This window comes from Curtobacterium sp. 1544 (assembly GCF_040544915.1).
Taxonomy (GTDB): domain Bacteria; phylum Actinomycetota; class Actinomycetes; order Actinomycetales; family Microbacteriaceae; genus Curtobacterium; species Curtobacterium pusillum_C.
The window spans coordinates 39,655-57,940 of record NZ_JBEPKX010000003.1; the positions used below are offsets into that span (position 1 = coordinate 39,655).

Below are 18,286 nucleotides of genomic sequence, written 5' to 3' on the forward strand. Positions count from 1 at the left end.
GCGAAAGGACACCCGATGCCCGCAACCACCCCCGCGAAGGGCCGCGGCCGTCGCCGCGCGATCCTCGGCGCCGTCGCAGCGATCGGTGCCGCCGTGCTCCTCGCCGGCTGCAGCACCTCCTCCGGCGCCACCGGCTCCGGCGGCGACTACGAGAAGGCCGCCGAGGACACCAAGGCGACCTTGACGTACGCCGTCTGGGACGAGAACCAGGTCAAGGCGATCAAGGCGAACCTCGAGGGGTTCAACGAGGAGTACCCCGACATCAAGGTGAACGTCGACGTGACGCCGTTCGCGAGCTACTGGACGAAGCTGCAGACGCAGGGGTCGAGCGACACGCTGCCCGACCTGTTCTGGATGAACGGCCCGAACTTCCAGCTGTACGCGGCGAACGGCAAGCTGGCACCGATCACCGGTGAGGTCAAGGCCGGGGCGATCGATCCCGCGAAGTACTCGTCCGCGCTCAACGACCTGTACACGTACGACAAGACCCAGTACGGCGTCCCGAAGGACTTCGACACCATCGGCGTCTGGATGAACAAGGCGCTGTTCGAGAAGGCCGGGGTCGCCATGCCCTCGAAGGACTGGACCTGGGACGACTTCCAGAAGACCGGCGCCGAGCTCTCCGAGAAGCTCAAGGCCGACGGCGCGTACGGCGCGGCCGGCGGCATGGACGGCCAGACCACCTACTACGACACGATCTTCCAGGCCGGCGGCAGCGTCGTCGGCGACGACGGCACGAAGTCGATGTACGACACGAAGGCCTCCGAGGCCGGTCTGCAGTTCTGGACCGACCTCATCGCCTCTGGAGCGTCACCGTCGATCAAGCAGCTGACCGACACCACTGCCGACCAGTGGTTCACCTCGGGCAAGCTCGCGATGTACCAGGGCGGCAGCTGGTTCCGTTCCGCACTCACCGGCACCGACCTCGAGAAGGACGTCGTCGTCTACCCGCTGCCGAAGGGCAAGGAGCAGGCCACGGTCATCCACGGCGTCTCGAACGTGGTCTCCGCGAATACGAAGCACAAGGCCGCGGCGCAGGCGCTGCAGGTGTACCTCGCCGGCAAGCAGGCCCAGCAGCAGCAGGGCGACATGGGCGCGGTGATCCCGGCGTACGACGGCACGCAGAGCGCCTTCACGAAGACGATGCCGGACGCCGACCTGCAGGTCTTCCTCGACGCCGTGGACTACGCGAAGCCGCTGCCCGTCTCGAAGAACACCGCCGCGTGGAACACCCTCGAGACGAGCCTCCTGCCGAGTGCCTTCGACGGCTCGACGCCGGTCGACGACGTCGCGAAGGAGCTCGCGCAGAAGATGGACGCCGCTCTCGCCAAGGAGCAGTGACCCGAGTGACGATCCACACCGAGCGGCACCCCACCGCGAACACCCCGGCCCGAGCGCAACGCGCGTCCGGGCCGGGGGCCCCGGGGGCTGAGCGCCCCGACGACGGCCGGTCGGGGCGCCGACCCCGACGGACCGACGGCTTCTGGCCGTGGTTGTTCGTCCTCCCGCTGCTCGTCGGCGTGGGCACGTTCTACATCTGGCCGATCATCCAGACGTTCTGGTACTCGTTCACCACGTGGGGGGTCTTCGGCGGGGCGACGTTCAGTGGTGTCGCCAACTACGTCCGGCTCGTCTCCGACCCGCAGCTGTACCAGTCGCTGCTCAACACCGTGATCTACACGGTCATCGTCCTGCTCGGCATCCCCGTCGCGGTGTGGCTCGCGAGTCTCCTGAACACGCCGGGCCTGCGGTTCGCCCAGTTCTACCGGGTGCTCTTCTTCCTGCCGTACGTCGCCATGCCTGCTGCGATCGCGCTCGTCTGGCGCATCATGTTCAACGGCGACTACGGGATCGTGAACTGGTTCCTCGGACGCTTCGGCATCGACGGTCCGTACTGGATCTCGACGCCCGGGTTCGCCCTGGTCGCGGTGTCCCTCGTCGGTCTGTGGTCCTCGCTCGGCTTCTCGATGATCATCCTCGGCGCCGGCCTCAAGGACATCCCACCGGAGCTGTACGAGGCCGCCGAACTCGACGGCGCGAGCCGCTGGCGGCAGTTCCGCTCCGTCACGGTCCCGCTGCTCAGTCCGAGCATCTTCTTCGTGGTCATCGTCACGACGATCTCGAGCTTCCAGCTGTTCGACCTGCTCTACGCCATCCTCGGCAGCACCAACCCGGTCATCCCGAAGACGATGTCCCTCGTCTTCTACTTCTACAGCGCCGGGTTCATCGACAACGACAAGGGCTTCGCGGCCGCGATCGCCATGGTGATCTTCCTGCTCATCGGCATCGTCACGCTCGTGCAGTTCCGCGTGCAGAAGAAGTGGGTGCAGGCATGACCGCAACCGTCACACCGCCACGGGCCGCGCGCCGGCCCGGCCGTCGCGGCGGCAGCCACTGGTGGATCCACGTCGTCCTCGGCGTCGGCGGGTTCCTGATGGCGTTCCCGTTCCTCTGGCAGATCATCATGTCGCTCTCCACCAACGCGCAGGTGCAGTCCGTCACACCGACGTTCTGGCCGGGGGAGCTGCAGTGGCAGAACTACACGCAGGTGTTCGAGCGCCTGCCGTTCCTCAGCCAGCTCGGCACCTCGGTCATGGTGACCGTCATCCGCACCATCGCACAGATCGTGCTCTGCACCCTCGCCGGCTACGCCTTCGCCCGCATGCGCTTCCGCGGCCGCGCGATCCTGCTCGCGATCGTCCTGTCGATCCTGCTCGTCCCCTCGCAGGTGTACCTGATCTCCCAGTACCAGATCGTGCAGGGCTTCGGGTGGCTCGACACCCTGATGGGCATCGTGGCACCGGGGCTGTTCAGCGCGTTCGGCACGTTCCTGATGCGCACGGCGTTCCTGAACCTGCCGCCCGAGCTCGAGGAAGCCGCGCGGATGGACGGTGCGAACCCGTTCCAGACGTTCTGGCGGATCATGCTGCCGCTCGCCCGTCCATCGATCAGCGTGCTGGCGATCACGACGGTGCTCTGGTCGTGGAACGAGCTGCTCTGGCCGCTCGTGGTGTCCACCCGCGCCGAGGACATGCCCCTCGCCGCCGGCCTCGCCACGCTGTCGGGAGATCGGACGATCGACTACCCGGTGCTCATGGCCGCGAGCCTGATGGCGATGGCGCCGGTCCTGATCATGTTCGTCGTGCTGCAGCGCCGGGTGATGGACGGCCTGGCTTCGTCGGGTCTGAAGTGACCGTCCTGGAGGCACGGCCCGCCTCCGTCGCGCTCCTCGCCGACGCGGTGGGTCGCCTCCAGGACCCGGCTGCGCTCGCCGCGGAGCTCGCGGCGAGCGTCGCGGACGCACCGCCGGAGGACCGCGACGACCTCACCCTTGCGGCCGTCCGAGCCGTGCTCCCGCGCACTGCGACCTGGCTCGTCGAGCACGGTGCGACCCCGGAACAGGCGGCCGCGAGCATCGCCGACGTGGAGCGGAAACGCGACCGGTACGGTGTCGCGACCACAGGGGTGGACTGGTTCTGTGCCCTGGCGACCGCGCGCGTGGTGGCCGTGGGGCGCCTCCAGTTCGAACTCGGCACGCACCTTCCGGACGGGACCCGCGCGTGGGGCGTGCACGTCCCGGAGACCGGGCCGCTCGATCCCGCCGCGTGCGCGCGGTCCTTCGCCGCCGCTCCGGAGCTGCTCCGGCGGCTCGCTTCGGAGCACGCTGCCGCCGTCTGGACCTGCCGCTCCTGGACCCTGGACCCGGGGCTCGCGGTCGCCCTCGGGCCGGAGTCGAACCTCGTCCGCTTCGCCGCCCGCTTCGCACTGCTGCCGCCGGGGCCGCACGACGACGTCGAAGGGGATGCCAGCGTCGCGAAGTTCGTCTTCGGGACCGACCTCCGGGCCGCACGACGGGCGACGGCCTCCGGCAGGGTCCAGCGGGCCGTGCTCGATCGGTGGCGGGCCGGCGGGCACTGGACGGAACGGACCGGGATCGCCGCGGTCGGATGAGCACGGTGGAGTGAGGCCGTCCGCGTCCAGCGCTCGCCGGGTACCGTCGCGCACATGACCGAGCACGACCGCGACCACCTCGACGACGGTGTCGACATGTCCTTCGAAGCACGACGGCAGGACACGTTCCGCCGCATGTCCGGATCCGACGAGCACGATGCCGACCCGCGCGTCGAGGTCTCCCGGGCCGAAGACGGCGACGTCCGCATCGACGTCGCCGACACCGCTGCCGTCCGTCCCGGTGGCGTGACCCGGAAGACGACCGACCAGTAACGTGTGCCTCGAGCCGCGCAGAGTGGACACCGAGCACCATCGGATCGACACGAGGAGTCGACATGGCTGGGAAGTTCGAGATCTGGACCGACGCCAAGGGGGAATACCGCTTCCACCTGAAGGCGGGCAACGGCGAGGTCATCGCCACCTCGGAGGGGTACACCTCGAAGGCGAGCGCGAAGAACGGCATCGCGTCGGTGCAGAACAACGCCCCTGGTGCGGAGATCGTCGAACTCGACTCCTGAGCGCGCACGGGTGACCGTGGCGCACGGCATGATCGTTCCGTGCACCTCGTCCTCCGCCGTGTCGACGGCGGCGTCCTCGCGACGCCCCTGACCGACGCGGGGACCGCGTACGGCGAGCCGATCCGGGTGGCCGAGTCGCGCCTCCCGGCCTTCATCGCGTCCCGGGACGCACCCGACGTCCGGTGGGTGTGGGACGACACCACGCGCTGGTACCCGGCCGTGCTCGCGGCGGGCGGTCGCGTCGGTCGCTGCACCGACCTCCGACTGTGCCGCCGGATCCTCCGCGCGGCGCTGGCTGCGCGGGGCTCCGCGCTCGCCGCTGCGCCAGCCGACGCGTGGGATGCTCCTGCCCAGGAGCCCCGGGTCGTCCGCCCGACACAGGCGCAGCTCTTCGACGACGCGCTGTTCCAGGTGGTGCTGGCGGACGACGCCCTCGACCCGGTCGTCGAGCTCCGGGCGCAGCTCGACGCCGTCGCGACGTCGAGTGCGCCGGGCGCGCTGCGCCTGCTCCTCACGGCGGAGTCGGCCGGTGCGCTGGTGGCCGCGGAGATGTTGCACGCCGGGCTGCCGTGGCGTGCCGACGTGCACGAGCGCCTGCTCGAGGACGCCCTCGGCCCGCGGGTGCAGTACGGCGTGCGCCCCCGACGGCTCGAGGAGATCGCCGCCGTCGTCCGGGACCGCCTCGGCGACCCGGCGCTCAACCCCGACTCGCCCGCCGACGTCCTGAGGTCGCTGCGCCGCGCTGGCCTCATGGTCACGAGCACCCGCAAGTGGGAGCTGCAGGAGATCGAGCACCCGGTGATCGAACCGCTGCTCGAGTACAAGCGGCTCGCGCGGCTGCTCACGGCGAACGGGTGGACCTGGCTCGACGAGTGGGTGCGGGACGGCCGGTTCCACCCGAAGTACCTGGTGGGCGGGGTCGTCACCGGGCGCTGGGCGGCGGACGGCGGGGGAGCGATGCAGCTGCCGAAGCTCGTCCGGCCCGCGGTCGTGGCGGACGACGGGTGGAAGCTCGTCGTGGCTGACGCAGCCCAGCTGGAGCCCCGCGTCCTGGCAGCGATGGCCGGTGACCGGGCGATGGCGTCCGCGGGTGACGGGCGCGACCTGTACGACGGCGTGGTCGCCTCCGGGGCGGTCGAGAGCCGGCAGCAGGCGAAGGTCGCGATGCTCGGCGCGATGTACGGGGCGACGCAGGGCGAGGGCGGCCGGCTCGTGCCGCGGCTCGCACGGGCGTTCCCCGACGCGATCCGGCTCGTCGAACGGGCCGCGCGCGCCGGAGAACGCGGGGAACCCGTCACGACGCTGCTCGGACGGACGTCGCCGGTGCCGGAAGGCTCCTGGTTCGAGGCGCGCAACCAGGCCTACACGGTGGAGGGGACCCCGGCGATGCAGCGTGCCGTGGAGTCCCGCGCGCGGAGCTGGGGGCGGTTCACCCGCAACTTCGTGGTGCAGGGGACCGCGGCCGAGTGGGCGCTGGCGTGGATGGGATCGCTGCGGTCTCGCCTGGCCGAACGGTTCCCGGGGCCGGTGACGGACGGGCCGCACCTGGTGTTCTTCGTGCACGACGAGATCGTGGTCCACACACCGGCCGAGCACGCCGACTGGGTGGCCGAGCAGGTCCGGGCAGCTGCCACCGATGCCGGGCGCCTGCTGTTCCGGGACTTCCCGGTGGTGTTCCCGCTGTCGGTCGCGATCGTCGACGACTACGGCGCCGCGAAGGACTGATCGCTGCTCGACGGCTGTGCTGGCGCGGGCGCGCTCGGCTGCCGTCGGGCAGGGTGGTGCGATGCAGACCGATCGCCCGGAGGGGCCCGACCACCACGTCGGCGACGTCGACCTCACGACGTGGCGCACCCGTGCGGGGAGGGTCGGTGCCGATCGGTGGGCGGCCCTCGGTGACCGGTGGGGTGCGCTCCCGCTCCTGATGCTGACGCTCGCGATCGGCGTCGGGGTCGCCGTCGTCGGCACCTGGGCGGCGTCCGAGGTCTACGACGCCGTGCGCGAAGCCGACGACGTCGCCGTGCTCGACCGTCCGGTGCTCGACTGGATGCTCACGCTCCGCTCGCCGGTCGCCGACACCCTCGTGACGTGGTGGACCGACGTCGCGGGCACCATCGGGATGCCCATCGTGGCGCTGGGGTTCCTCCTCGGGTTCACGATCCAGCGTCGGGCGTGGACGCCGCTCGTGCTGCTCGTCGCAGCGAGCGGAGGATCGCTGCTCATGACCGTCGCGGGCAAGGACCTGATCGGCCGAGCACGTCCGCCGCTCGGCGACGCGGTCCCGCCGTACGAGCACTCCCCGTCGTTCCCGTCGGGCCACACCCTCAACGCGACGGTCATCGTCGGCACGATCGTGTACCTCCTGCTGCTCCGGCAGTCGCGGCTCGTCACACGGGTGTGGACGATCGTCGCGGGCACGGCGTTCGTCGTGTCGGTCGGGATCTCGCGCGTGTTCCTCGGACACCACTGGCTCACCGACGTACTGGCGGCGTGGGCGCTCGGGCTGGCGTGGCTCGCCCTGGTGATCACCGCGCACCGGCTCTACCTGACGGCGCTCCGCCGTGGTGCGCGACCGGTGAAGCCGCTGCGCGACCGCCGCGCAGCCTGAAGAACGGGCTGCGCGAGCTGAGGGATGCGAGCGATGTCCACAGGGCTTCGTGCCGCGCACCGGATCACGGAAGGATCGGAGCGCCGGCCGGGACTCCAGGCGAAGCCCGGCCGGACTCGATGAAGCACGAGAAGAGCCCCCGGCGGCAACCGGGGGCTCATCTCACCTCGTGAGAGGTCAGTGGTCTGAGTTGCGTAGAAACTCGAACCGCACGGTGTCGAGTCTACGCGACCCTCCCGGCCATCCGGAAGGGGAGCTCGGACCGCGGTCTCCTGCCCTGGGAAGGGAGGCCGACGATGGCGAGACACCGGCATCGTTGCGGCGACCGCAGGAGGTCCGTCCTCGTGCTCGAGGCACTCGGGCTGGCGACGGCGATCGTGACCCTCGTGGCCGCGATCCTGCAGCTGCTGTAGGTCCGCGGGGTGGTCGCGCCGAACGGTCGCGACCACCCCGTCCTCCCGACACCCGTCAGGTCCTCCCGGTAGGTTGCCCCGCATGGAAGAACGGGTCTTCGGCGGTCGGTACCGCGTCACGGGCACGCTCGGGCACGGGGGCATGGCCTCCGTCTACCGCGCGGTCGACGAGCAGCTCGGCCGCGAGGTCGCCGTCAAGGTGTTCCGCATCGGGCCGGTCGACCACGGCGAACGAGCCCGAGCAGAGGCCGAGATCCAGACGCTGGCGGCCCTGCGGAGCCCGTCGCTCGTCACGCTCTACGACGCTGCACTGGACGACCTCGACGGCGACTCGTACCTCGTGATGGAGCTCGTGCCGGGCAGCGACCTCGCCACGCGGCTGCGCGAGGGGCCGCTGGACCGGGCGACGACCGCGCGCGTGGGGGCGCAGGTCGCCGACGGCCTCGCCGCGGTCCACGCGCAGGGGATCGTGCACCGTGACGTGAAGCCGGCGAACGTGCTCCTGGAGGCCGACGGCTCCCACGTGAAGCTCGCGGACTTCGGCATCGCCCTGCTCCGCGACGCCGCACGGGTCACCGGAACGGGCACGGTGATGGGCACGGCCGCGTACCTCGCTCCCGAGCAGGTCCTCGCGCAGGGCATCACGGGCAAGGCGGACGTCTACGCCCTCGGGCTGGTGCTGCTCGAGTGCCTGACCGGGCGGCAGCCGTTCCCCGGGAGCGCGGTCGAGTCGGCGACGGCGCGGCTGACCCGGAGCCCGGAGATCGACCAGCACCTGCCGACCGCTTGGCGGACGCTCTTGCACGTGATGACCGCGCAGGACCCGGCCGACCGGCCCACTGCCGAGGAAGCCGCGCAGCGCCTCCGGGCGCTCCAGTACGACGACGCGGCGCCCGCGACCCAGCTCCTGCCCGGCGGTCCGGGCACCGTGACGCAGGCCGGCGGCGCTGCCGCGGCTGCTGCCGGAGCAGCTGCAGCCGGCGCTGCGGGAGCTGCCCACGCGGACGACGCGACCCGCGCGATGCCCGTGAGCAGCGCCTCCAGTCCGACGACCGGCGACGGCGGCCGACCCGACGCCGACGCGACCCGTGTGCTCAACGCGCAGCAGCCCGCGAGCGACGACGTCGCGACCACCGTCCTCGGCGCCCAGCGCGGCGCACCCAGCGCCGGTGTCCCGCGCGGACCGGTCGGCGCACCCCCGGCCCAGGCCCCCGATGAACCGAAGCGGCGCCGTCGGGGTCCGATCATCGCGGCGGTCGTCGTCGTGGTCCTCGTGCTGATCGGCATCGCGGTCGCGGTGTTCGCCCTGGGTGGCGACCGCACCCCGGCGCCGACGGACTCGAGCACACCGTCGACCTCGTCCGAGCCGGAGCAGCAACCGTCCGAGGAGCAGCAGCCGAGCGAGCCCGAGCAGCAGCCGAGCGAGCCGGAGCAGCAGCCGAGCGAGCCCGAGCAGCAGCCGTCCGAGCCGGAGCAGCCCGAGCAGCCGAGCGACCCGGCGGACGACCCGTCGGTGGGGCCGCAGCCGAGCTCCCCGGTGACGAACCCGGTGCAGGACCCGCAGAGCGGCTCGGGCTCGGCGGCGGACGTCAGCGCGCCCGGCAACTCCGGGAACGCCCCGGGGCACACCAAGTCGGGCGGCTGACACGCCGGAGGTTTTCCTCCAGACACTGGACCAAATAGGGTGACAGCGTGCGAGAGCTGCAACGGAGCGGTGGGCCGACGACGGCCGTCGCGGCCAGGAACCAGGCTGGATTCGAGTCCCCGGAGGGGTACCTCGTCGAGCGCGGAGCGGGGGAGACGACCGTCACGGCGATCGTGCCCGGGTTCGCCGGACGGACGATCGAGGCCGGACACGAGCTCTCCTGGGTGTGGTTCCCCGAACGCACACTGCCCGACGGTGCCTCGGAGCCGACCGAGGCCGACCTCCCGCACTTCTGGGACGCGACGGCGTTCTCGCTCGACGTCGTCTTCGCGGACGGCTCCCGGCTGAGCGACACCCCGAGCGACGGTGCAGGACCGGCACGTGACCAGTACGGCGACGCGCTGACGCCCGCAGCGCAGGACGCGGCACGCAAGCAGTGGGTCGACCAGTGGAACCGCCGCGCAGTCGACCTCACGCCGTTCGCTGGTCGCGTCGTGGACCGCCTGGAGGCACGGCTCGGCTCCGCCCCGCAGCACGCGCCGGACGACGGCGAGCGTCCGCCACTGCGCGGCTGGCTCGACGCCGTCCGCATCGAGGCCGCACGTCCGGCCCCCACGACGCCGCTCGGCCACGTCCGCACCGCCCGCGGCACCCAGGCGTCGTCCCGGTTCTCCCGCGGCAACAACGCCCCGCTCGTCGGGCTCCCGCACGGCGGGGTGTTCGGCCTGCCGATGACCGACGCGTCGAGCAACCGGTGGCCGTACGCGTACCAGGAGCACGCCCGGACCGGGGCCGACGGCCGGGTCCGAGCGGCGATCCAGGCCTTCGCGACGAGTCACATCCCGTCGCCGTGGATGGGAGACCGCGGGGTGTTCCAGGTCATGCCGTCCCCGCTCGGCACCCCCGATCCGGACCGCACTGCGCGGGCGCTCGGGTTCGACCACGACCACGAGGACGACGGGCCGCACCGCTACCGGGTCGACCTCGACGGCGGCGTCACCGCGGAGATGACCGCGGGGGAGTTCGCCCTCGGCTTCCGGTTCACGGGAGTGCGCAGCATCGTGCTCGACCACCACGGCCTGGTGTCGGACGTCTCCGTGACGGTCACCGACGACACCGCCGTCGTCGAGGCCCTGCTCGACGACCGTCCGGGCACGCCGCCCCACTTCGTGCACGTCCGGGTCCCCGGGGTGACGGCCGACCACACCACCGTCGGTGAGCGGGAGCTGCGCGGCTGGCTGTCGGTCGCGGGCGACACCGACGTGCTGCTCGGCATCTCCACGGTCTCGTTCGAGGACGCCCGCGCGAACCTCGACGCCGCCGGCACGTTCGCCGCGATGCGGACCCGTGCCGAGGCGCTCTGGACGGAGAAGCTCGACACGCTCTCCTTCGACGGTGCGACCCCCGATCAGCTCACGAGCCTGTACTCGGGGCTGTACCGCTTGTTCCTCTACCCGAACCGGGCCGGCGAGACCGCGCTCACCGGGACGCCGCGCCACCGCTCCCCGTACGGTGCCGTGCAGGCCGAACCGATCCGCGACGAACCGGGACCCGAGATCGTCGAGGGCCCGTTCACCACCACGAACGGGTTCTGGGACACCTACCGGACCGCCTGGCCCCTCCTCGCACTGCTCACCCCGGACACGGCGGGCGAACTCGCGCAGGGCTTCGTCGAGCACCACCACGACGGCGGGTGGACGCCGCGGTGGAGTGCACCCGGCGCCGAGGACTGCATGACCGGCACCACGAGCGACACCGTCTTCGCGGACCTCGCGGCGAAGGGCGTCACCGGGTTCGACCTGGCGGAGGCGTACCGGAGCGCACTGCGCAACGCGACCGTCCCGCCGCGTGACGAGCGTGTCGGACGCAAGGGGAGCCTCCCGGGCGCCTTCCGCGGCCACGTCGACACCGGGACCAGCGAGGGCATGTCCTGGACCCTCGATGCGGCCATCAACGACTGGGGGCTCGCCGTCATGGCGGGCCTGCTCGCCTCGTGCGCCGAGACGCCGGCCGACCTCGCCCGGTACGAAGCCGAAGCGGAGTGGTTCGCACGTCGCTCCCTGCAGTACCGGAACGTCTTCGACTCCGAACGCGGGTTCTTCATCGGGCGCGACCCCGACGGCTCGTGGCGGGTCGGCACCGAGTTCGACCCGCGGGACTGGGGCGACGACTACACCGAGACGAACGCGTGGGGCACGGCCTTCACCGCGCCGCACGACGGTGCCGGGGTCGTCGACCTGCACGGCGGACCGTCCCGGTTCGACGCCCGGCTGGACGAGTTCTTCAGCACCCCCGAGACCGGAGCGACCGCGCACGCCGGGTCGTACGGCGTCCCGATCCACGAGATGACCGAGGCCCGCGACGTCCGCACGGGCATGCTCGGGCTCTCCAACCAGCCCGCGCACCACATCCCGTTCTTCCCGATGTTCACCGGGCGGCACGACGACGCCCACCGGATCGTCCGCTCGGCTCTGGAACGACTCTTCGTCGGTTCGGACCTCGGCCAGGGCTACCCGGGCGACGAGGACAACGGCGAGATGAGCGCCTGGTACGTGTTCGCGACGATCGGCCTGTACCCGCTGGCGCCGTCCACGGGTTCCTACGTGCTCGTGCCGCCGTCGGTCCGCAGGACGGTGCTGCAGCAGCCGGGAGGCACGCCCACCGTCATCGAGGTCGCCGCCGGCTCCGCGGGCGCGTACGTCGCGTCGGTGACGGTCGACGGCTCGCCCTGGACGTCGGTCAGCATCCCGCACCGCGTGGTGGTCTCGGCGTCGCGCATCGTCTTCACGCTGTCGTCCGAGCCCCGGGGCTGGGCGTCGGACACCCGGCCCGTCTCGGCGTCCGAGGTGCACGGGTACCGGGACACCCCCGTCGACCTGCTGCCCGTGGGGCTCGCACCACTGAGCGACGACACCGGTCGGACCGTCACGGCGTTGACCGCCGGGACGTCGGTGTCGTTCGAGGTCGCACCGGTGCCCACGTCGCTCTACACGGTCACCGTGTCCGAGCCCGGCGTCCACTCGTGGGACGTCGCGCTCGGCGACACCCGCGTCGCCGTGCAGGACGCCGTGTTCGACTGGGCCGGGCAGACCCGGGTGTTCCGGCTGCAGGGCACCGGCACCGACTTCACGTTCACGGCGGTGTCGGACCTGCCGCTCACACAGCTCGAACTCATCGCGGCGACACGCCGGCGGCCTGATCGCGCGTTCTCCGGAGGCTCTTGGGCGATTGCCAAGCACGACGGGCATGCTCGTCTGCATGTCGATTGCGAACTCGTTCGATCCGTCCGGCGGCCGTGCCATCCCGGAGGACCAGGTGAAGCAGGACGGGCTCGAGCTCGACGAGGACCCGGCGATGCTCGGGATCTCCTTCGACGTCGTGGGCGGGGCGTCCGCCGATCCCGCAGCGGTCTCGCCCGTCGACGTCAGCGTGCCGAGCGCCCCGACCTCGTCGGACTGACCGGCGTCAGCCGATCTTCGCGGGGTTCGGCTCCTCGACGTCGCGCTTCACGCCGACCATCGCGTGGTTCCCGGGCTTGGCCCACCGCAGGCGCAACGGCGTCTCGACGTACCGGTAGGACAGCCACGAGACCAGCACGAGTCCGGCGAGCCAGAGGAGCAGGTACTTCGAGTACCCGGGCCAGTGTCCGGCGACCTTCACGAACGCGAACACCGCGAGCAGGTTCCAGAGGTACAACCCGTACGAGAGCTTGCCGAGGAACACCAGCGGACGGATCGAGAGGAACCGCGCGAGGAACCCGCGGCGCTCCAGCACGAGCCAGGCCACCACGGCCGCCGCGGCGAGTGCCGTCTGCCCGAACCCGGCGGAGTCGAAGATCCGCACGCCGCGCACGCCCTGCGGCACGACGGCGACCCAGCCGAGCAGCGCGACGCCGATCGGACCGGCGATGACCACGAGCCGCTCCAGCCAGCGCGAACCCGCCCACCGCTCGAGCACGATCGCCAGGATGCAGCCGAGGATGAGTGCGTCGGCGTGCGAGATCGGCCCGTACATCTGGGCCTCGTGGGTCGGGCCGCCCTTGTCCTGCAGGTACCGGAGCACCCAGAAGCCGACGTAGACGACGCCGAGCACCCAGAGGGTCACCGTCGACGACCGGAACTTCAGCAGCAGCACGAGCAGGAGCGGCCACACGAGGTAGAACTGCTCCTCGAGGCCGAGCGACCACGTGTACTGGAAGTAGAAGCTCACGGAACCGTTGCCCGCGAAGTACTGGATGAGGTTCGTCGTGTAGGTCAACGCGCCCACGGGGCCCGCCCACCAGGTCGCGATCGGTTCGCGGATGACGAGGAGCCACGCGACGGTCACGAGGACCACGAGGACGAGTGCGGGTGCCAGGCGTGCGAAGCGGCGCCGGAAGAACCGGCCGAGGGCGATCCGACCGGTCTGGGCGTGCTCGGCGGTGAGCAGGCTCGTGATGAGGTAGCCGCTGATGACGAAGAAGACGGTGACGCCGTGGTACCCGGCGATCCGTCCGCCGAAGTGGGCGTGACCCGCGATGACGCCGAACACCGAGATGGCCCGCAGCCCGTCGAGCGCGGCGTTGTAGCCGAAGCGCGCGCGGCTGGCCGGTTCGGCGACGATGTCGGCGTGGGTCAGTCGTTCTGTCACGGGGAGACCCTAGCCGACACGCGCGGGTCGCGGTCGGTTCGGCTGGGGTGTCCAGTGAGCAGAAATGGTCGGGTCCGTTCCGCGGACTCGACCATTTCTCCTCACTCGACGGTGCCGGGCTCAGGGAACGGTGTGTCCTGCCGCCGTGAAGATCCGGTACCACTCTTCGCGCGAGAGCTCCACGTCGGAGCCGGCCGCCGAGTCCCGGACACGCTGCGGGTTCGTGGTGCCGAGGACGACCTGGAAGTGGGCGGGGTGCCGGGTGATCCAGGCGACGGCGATCCCGGTCGGGGTGACCCCGTGCGCAGCAGCGAGCTCGTCGAGCAGGTCGTTCAGCTCGGCGTAGTGCTCCCGGTCGCCGAGGAAGACGCCGTCGAAGAAGCCCTTCTGGAACGGCGACCAGGCCTGCAGCGTGACGTCGTTGCTGCGCGAGTAGTTGAGGATGTCGTTGTCCCGGTCGATCGACTGGTCGAGACCGCCCATGTTCGCCGTGACGCCCTGCGAGATGACGTTCGCGTGCGTGATGCTCAGCTGCACCTGGTTGAACGCGAGGGGCTGCTGCACCGAGCGACGCAGCAGCTCGACCTGCCCGGGGGTGTGGTTCGAGACGCCGAAGTGGTGCACCTTGCCGGCGGCGTGCAGTTCGTCGAAGGCCTTCGCGACCTCCTCCGGCTCGACGAGGGCGTCGGGCCGGTGCAGGAGCAGCACGTCGATGAAGTCGGTGCGGAGTGCTGCCAGGGACTCGTCGACCGACTCGATGATGTGCTCGTACGAGAAGTCGAAGTACGCGCCGTGCTCCGTCGGGCGGATGCCGACCTTGGTCTGCAGCACGATCTCGGCCCGCTCGGACGGCGAGAGCGTGACGGCGGAGCCGAACCGCTCTTCGCAGCCGTGCCAGCCGCCGTAGACCGCGGCGTGGTCGAACATCGTCACGCCGGCGTCGCGGGACGCAGCGTAGAGCGCGCGGATGTCCTCGTCGCTCATGTCGTTGATCCGCATCAGTCCGACGATCACGTCGGAGGCGGTGAGGTCCGTCTGTGGCAACTCCAGTGTCTTCACACCCTCGATCCTGCCACCGGCACCTCTGGACAGGCAGGCCCTGCTCGTACCCGCCAGGCCCTCGGACTCAGCCAGGCCCCAGGCCCCGCCGGGACCTACGACGGCAGGACTGCGAGCACGGCGGACCCGCCGGACCAGGTGCCTGTCAGGGTCTCGCCCGACGGCAGGTCAGCGCCGACGATCCGTGCGATGACGAGCGACCCGTGATCGGTGTCGATCGTGGTCGTGTCGTCAGTGCTGCGCGCCACGACCGAGGACACCGTCGGCGAGTCAGGCGCGGTGCCGCTGCCGATCGCCGTGCCCTCCTTCTCCCACGTTCCCGGGGCGCCGTCCCGGGTGAGCTCGGCCTCGTGGCCGCCGGTCACGATCGCGCGGCGCAGGACGTCCGCGTACACGGGGTCGCCCGCGGCGTCGTACACCCAGCGACGTCCGAGCACGGAGTGGTCCATCTCGGTGACGAGGAAGTCCTCGGCACCGGCCAGCGGCGCCCCACGGTAGGTCAGCGGTGCGTGCAGCGTGCGTCCGTCGGGGGTCCGCACCAGGATCGTCTCGACGCCCACTTCGCCCTCGGGGTCGTCGAACCGGAACTTCCCCGCGATCGTGACGTCGTCGCCGTCGGACAGCCCGCTCCAGGGCTGCATCGGCAACCAGGCGGCGAGCGCCTCGGCCTTGGACGGACGGAGTTCTGCCTGGTGGATGACGGCCATGCCCCGACCGTACCGAGGTTCAGCGGACAGAGGTGTTCAGTGCACGGAGAACCCACCGTCGACCGCGATCGACTGCCCCGTGACGTACGCCGATCCGTCCCCGGCGAGGAACACCGCCGCGGCGGCGAAGTCCGACGCGAGCCCGTTCCGCCCGACCAGGGTCCGTGCCGCGAGCGCGGCGACGGTCACGGGGTCGGCGCTCAGCCGCCGGTTCAGCGGTGTCTGCACGAACCCGGGGACGAGGACGTTGGAGGTGACCCCCTGCCCGGACCAGGCCTCTGCTTGGGACCGGGCCAGTGCCTCCAGACCGGCCTTGGAGACCCCGTAGGCGCCGCTGGCCGCGAAGGGGCGGTGGGCCTGCTGCGAGCTGATGCTGATGATGCGGCCGTGGCTGCGCGCTGCCATGCCGGGCGCGAGCTGCTGTCCCAGGACGAACGGTGCGTCGAGGTTCACCGCCATGGTGGCGTCCCAGGTGTCCTCGTCGAGTTCGGCCATCGTCGGGCGGAGGTTGATCCCCGCGGAGTTCACGAGCACGTCGACGGCGCCGGCTGCGTCGGCGAGTGCGTGCGCCCCAGCGCGGGAGGAGAGGTCGGCGACGATGCCGTCGGCCGATCCGCCCTCGCGCCGGATCGTGGCGACCGTGTCGTCGATGGTCGCCTCGGTGCGTGCTGCGACGAGGACGTGCGCACCGGCGTCCGCGAGGGCGGAGGCGATGGCCCGGCCGATCCCGGAACTCCCGCCGGTGACCAACGCGGTGCGACCGTCGAGTCCGAAGAGCTGCTGCAGCGACATCCGGTCAGGCTACCGACGCCCGTACGCTGGTCTCCGTGCGCGACGACCTCCTGCCCGTGCTCGCCTGCCCCGTCTGCGCCGAGCCCCTCGGTCGTGTCGACGGCGGCCAGGTCGGCTGCGCCGAGGGCCACCGCTTCGACGAGGCGAAGCAGGGCCACCTGACGCTGCTGCCCGCGAAGCGTCGGGCACTGACCGCGGACACCCCGGAGATGGTCGACGCGCGCCTCCGTTTCCTGGGGCGCGGCCACTACGCGCCCGTCGAGCGGGCGCTCGCCGCGGTGGTCGCGTCGGTCGACGTGCCGGGCGTGGTCCTCGACGTCGGGTCGGGCCCGGGCACCTACCTCGCACACGTGCTGACAGCCAATTCCGTTCCTGTCTGGAGGCGCGGGGTGGCGTTGGACCTGTCGGCCATCGCGATCCGGCGGGCGGCTCGGGCACACGAGCGTGCGGGAGCCGTCGTCGGGGACGTGACCGAGCGCCTCCCGGTCGTGGACGGCGCGGCCGCCGTCGTGCTCGACGTCTTCGCCCCGCGGAACCAGACCGAGTACGCCCGGGTGCTGCACCCCGACGGCGTGCTGGTGGTGGTGACCCCGCGGACCGGGCACCTGGCGGAACTCGCCGAGGCCACGATCTCGGTGGACCCGGAGAAGGAGCGGCGTCTGCACGACTCCCTGACGCCGGCGTTCGTGCTGCGGTCGTCGGAGGACCTGACCTGGGCGATGGACCTCTCCGCCGAGGACGTCCACGACGTGGTGCACATGGGGCCGAGTCACCACCACGTCGACCCGGAGACGGTGTTCGCCCCGGCGACGGTGACGGCAGCGGTGACGGTGAGCACGTGGAGCCCGGCATGACCGCGCTCGCGGAGCGCCTCGCCGCGCAGCCGACGCTGACCACCGAGCGGCTCCGGCTCGTGCAGCTCGGTCCGGACCACCTCGACGAGACGATGGCGGCGCTCGACGACCGGGACGCGATGCGCCTCACCGGCACGCGCGGCTCGTTCACGCGCGAGCAGGTCCGTGCGCACCTCGACCGCCTGCCCGGTGCGGGGGACCGGGCCGACTTCGCGATCACGGACGCCGACGGTGCGTACCTCGGCGAGGTCGTCCTCAACGAGCTCGAGGAGGACGACCTCGCGATGAACTACCGGATCGCACTCGCCGGCCCGTCGCTGCGCGGGAAGGGCTACGGCACCGAGGCCGGTCGGGCGGTCGTGGACTGGGCGTTCGACGAGGTCGGGCTGCACCGGGTCTCCCTCGAGGTGTACGCGTTCAACCCGGGGGCGCAGCGGTCCTACGAGAAGATCGGCTTCGTCGTCGAGGGTCGCGCGCGGGACGCCCTGCGGTGGGACGGGGCGTGGGTCGACGCCGTGCGGATGGCGATGCTCGACACCGATCCACGCCCGGGCCGCTAGACCTGCCGCCGAGCGGTGTGCGCCCGCCCACGCGCCCGGTCGACCGCGATGCCGATCCGGGCGAGCAGGAGCACGGCGCCGACGACCCCCGCCGCGATCGGCGTGACGAACAGCCCGAGGTCCATCCCGGGCATCCGCCAGAAGTCGATCGACCACGCTGCGGTGCCGGCGAACCCGAGCAGGAGTCCGGCACGCCACCACCACGGCCCTGGCAGCGATCGGACCCCGAGGGCGGCGAGCACCAGGAGCGCCCAGCACCCCTCCGGAGCGAAGGACCGCGGATCGTTCGTGCCGCAGCTCGACACGGCGCACTCCCACACGACCTGGTCGGCGACGCCGGCGTACCAGTGGAACAGTGCAGCCGCCCCGACGACCGCGACCAGAGCGACCGGTGGCCCGGCCCAGCGCCAGACCCGGCCGAACCGGGAGCGACGACGGCGACCGGAGGCCCATCCGCTGCCGAGCTCGTAACCGGGCAACGGGCGGAACTCGGGCATGCCGGCACGCTACCGGTGGCCGGATTTCGTGGGGAAGTGGTTCGGAAAGCACC

Annotated in this window: 16 protein-coding genes and 1 pseudogene; 12 read left to right on the forward strand and 5 right to left on the reverse strand. The window is 71.6% G+C overall.

Translation table 11 applies throughout. The features are described from left to right. Positions 1-15 precede the first annotated feature (15 nt). The 10 genes and pseudogenes from ABIC61_RS02865 to ABIC61_RS02910 all read left to right on the forward strand — a co-directional run. Positions 16-1,341, forward strand: coding sequence for an ABC transporter substrate-binding protein (locus tag ABIC61_RS02865; RefSeq protein WP_354028752.1), 1,326 nt, complete (start codon positions 16-18; stop codon positions 1,339-1,341). Beyond that, positions 1,338-2,336 (forward strand): carbohydrate ABC transporter permease, encoded by a 999-nt coding sequence (locus ABIC61_RS02870; RefSeq protein WP_260852639.1) that lies wholly within the window; start codon positions 1,338-1,340, stop codon positions 2,334-2,336. The genes ABIC61_RS02865 and ABIC61_RS02870 overlap by 4 nt, the downstream gene beginning before the upstream one ends. Continuing rightward, positions 2,333-3,193: a carbohydrate ABC transporter permease gene (locus tag ABIC61_RS02875; RefSeq protein ID WP_354028753.1), complete on the forward strand. Its 861-nt coding sequence runs from the start codon at positions 2,333-2,335 to the stop codon at positions 3,191-3,193. Before ABIC61_RS02870 ends, ABIC61_RS02875 begins: the two co-directional genes overlap by 4 nt. Then, a complete protein-coding gene (locus ABIC61_RS02880) occupies positions 3,190-3,951 on the forward strand; it encodes a hypothetical protein (protein WP_354028754.1) in 762 nt (253 codons plus the stop codon). The genes ABIC61_RS02875 and ABIC61_RS02880 overlap by 4 nt, the downstream gene beginning before the upstream one ends. A gap of 54 nt (positions 3,952-4,005) precedes the next feature. Further along, a complete protein-coding gene (locus ABIC61_RS02885) occupies positions 4,006-4,224 on the forward strand; it encodes a hypothetical protein (protein WP_144753590.1) in 219 nt (72 codons plus the stop codon). A gap of 62 nt (positions 4,225-4,286) precedes the next feature. Next, positions 4,287-4,469 (forward strand): YegP family protein, encoded by a 183-nt coding sequence (locus tag ABIC61_RS02890; RefSeq protein ID WP_354028755.1) that lies wholly within the window; start codon positions 4,287-4,289, stop codon positions 4,467-4,469. Between the two features lie 39 nt (positions 4,470-4,508). Beyond that, the gene (locus ABIC61_RS02895) at positions 4,509-6,194 is read left to right on the forward strand and encodes a bifunctional 3'-5' exonuclease/DNA polymerase (RefSeq protein ID WP_354028756.1); all 1,686 of its coding nucleotides are present in this window, start codon (positions 4,509-4,511) and stop codon (positions 6,192-6,194) included. 61 nt (positions 6,195-6,255) lie between these two features. After that, complete coding sequence (locus ABIC61_RS02900) at positions 6,256-7,077, forward strand: phosphatase PAP2 family protein (protein ID WP_354028757.1); 822 nt, start codon at positions 6,256-6,258, stop codon at positions 7,075-7,077. 495 nt (positions 7,078-7,572) lie between these two features. Beyond that, the gene (locus tag ABIC61_RS02905; RefSeq protein WP_354028758.1) at positions 7,573-9,135 is read left to right on the forward strand and encodes a serine/threonine-protein kinase; all 1,563 of its coding nucleotides are present in this window, start codon (positions 7,573-7,575) and stop codon (positions 9,133-9,135) included. 494 nt (positions 9,136-9,629) lie between these two features. Then, a pseudogene (locus ABIC61_RS02910) lies at positions 9,630-11,927 on the forward strand (GH92 family glycosyl hydrolase); the annotation flags it as partial. Positions 11,928-12,600: 673 nt separating this feature from the next. On the opposite strand, the gene ABIC61_RS02915 reads toward ABIC61_RS02910, so the two are convergent. The 4 genes from ABIC61_RS02915 to ABIC61_RS02930 form a co-directional block, all read right to left on the reverse strand. After that, positions 12,601-13,764, reverse strand: a complete 1,164-nt coding sequence (locus tag ABIC61_RS02915) for an acyltransferase family protein (protein WP_354028759.1) — start codon at positions 13,762-13,764, stop codon at positions 12,601-12,603. A 120-nt stretch (positions 13,765-13,884) separates the two neighbouring features. Next, positions 13,885-14,823: an aldo/keto reductase gene (locus tag ABIC61_RS02920; RefSeq protein WP_354028760.1), complete on the reverse strand. Its 939-nt coding sequence runs from the start codon at positions 14,821-14,823 to the stop codon at positions 13,885-13,887. Positions 14,824-14,918: 95 nt separating this feature from the next. Continuing rightward, positions 14,919-15,530, reverse strand: coding sequence for a CG0192-related protein (locus tag ABIC61_RS02925; protein WP_354028761.1), 612 nt, complete (start codon positions 15,528-15,530; stop codon positions 14,919-14,921). Positions 15,531-15,566: 36 nt separating this feature from the next. Continuing rightward, positions 15,567-16,322, reverse strand: coding sequence for an SDR family NAD(P)-dependent oxidoreductase (locus tag ABIC61_RS02930; protein ID WP_354028762.1), 756 nt, complete (start codon positions 16,320-16,322; stop codon positions 15,567-15,569). Positions 16,323-16,357: 35 nt separating this feature from the next. Here ABIC61_RS02930 and ABIC61_RS02935 point away from each other — a divergent pair, with 35 nt between their 5' ends. Together ABIC61_RS02935 and ABIC61_RS02940 are read left to right on the forward strand one after the other, a co-directional pair. Next, the gene (locus tag ABIC61_RS02935) at positions 16,358-17,176 is read left to right on the forward strand and encodes a putative RNA methyltransferase (RefSeq protein ID WP_354028763.1); all 819 of its coding nucleotides are present in this window, start codon (positions 16,358-16,360) and stop codon (positions 17,174-17,176) included. After that, the gene (locus tag ABIC61_RS02940) at positions 17,173-17,736 is read left to right on the forward strand and encodes a GNAT family N-acetyltransferase (protein ID WP_354028764.1); all 564 of its coding nucleotides are present in this window, start codon (positions 17,173-17,175) and stop codon (positions 17,734-17,736) included. The genes ABIC61_RS02935 and ABIC61_RS02940 overlap by 4 nt, the downstream gene beginning before the upstream one ends. Here the strand turns inward: ABIC61_RS02940 and ABIC61_RS02945 are convergent. Next, positions 17,733-18,233: a hypothetical protein gene (locus ABIC61_RS02945; RefSeq protein WP_354028765.1), complete on the reverse strand. Its 501-nt coding sequence runs from the start codon at positions 18,231-18,233 to the stop codon at positions 17,733-17,735. The genes ABIC61_RS02940 and ABIC61_RS02945 overlap by 4 nt on opposite strands. Between the last annotated feature and the right edge of the window lie 53 nt (positions 18,234-18,286).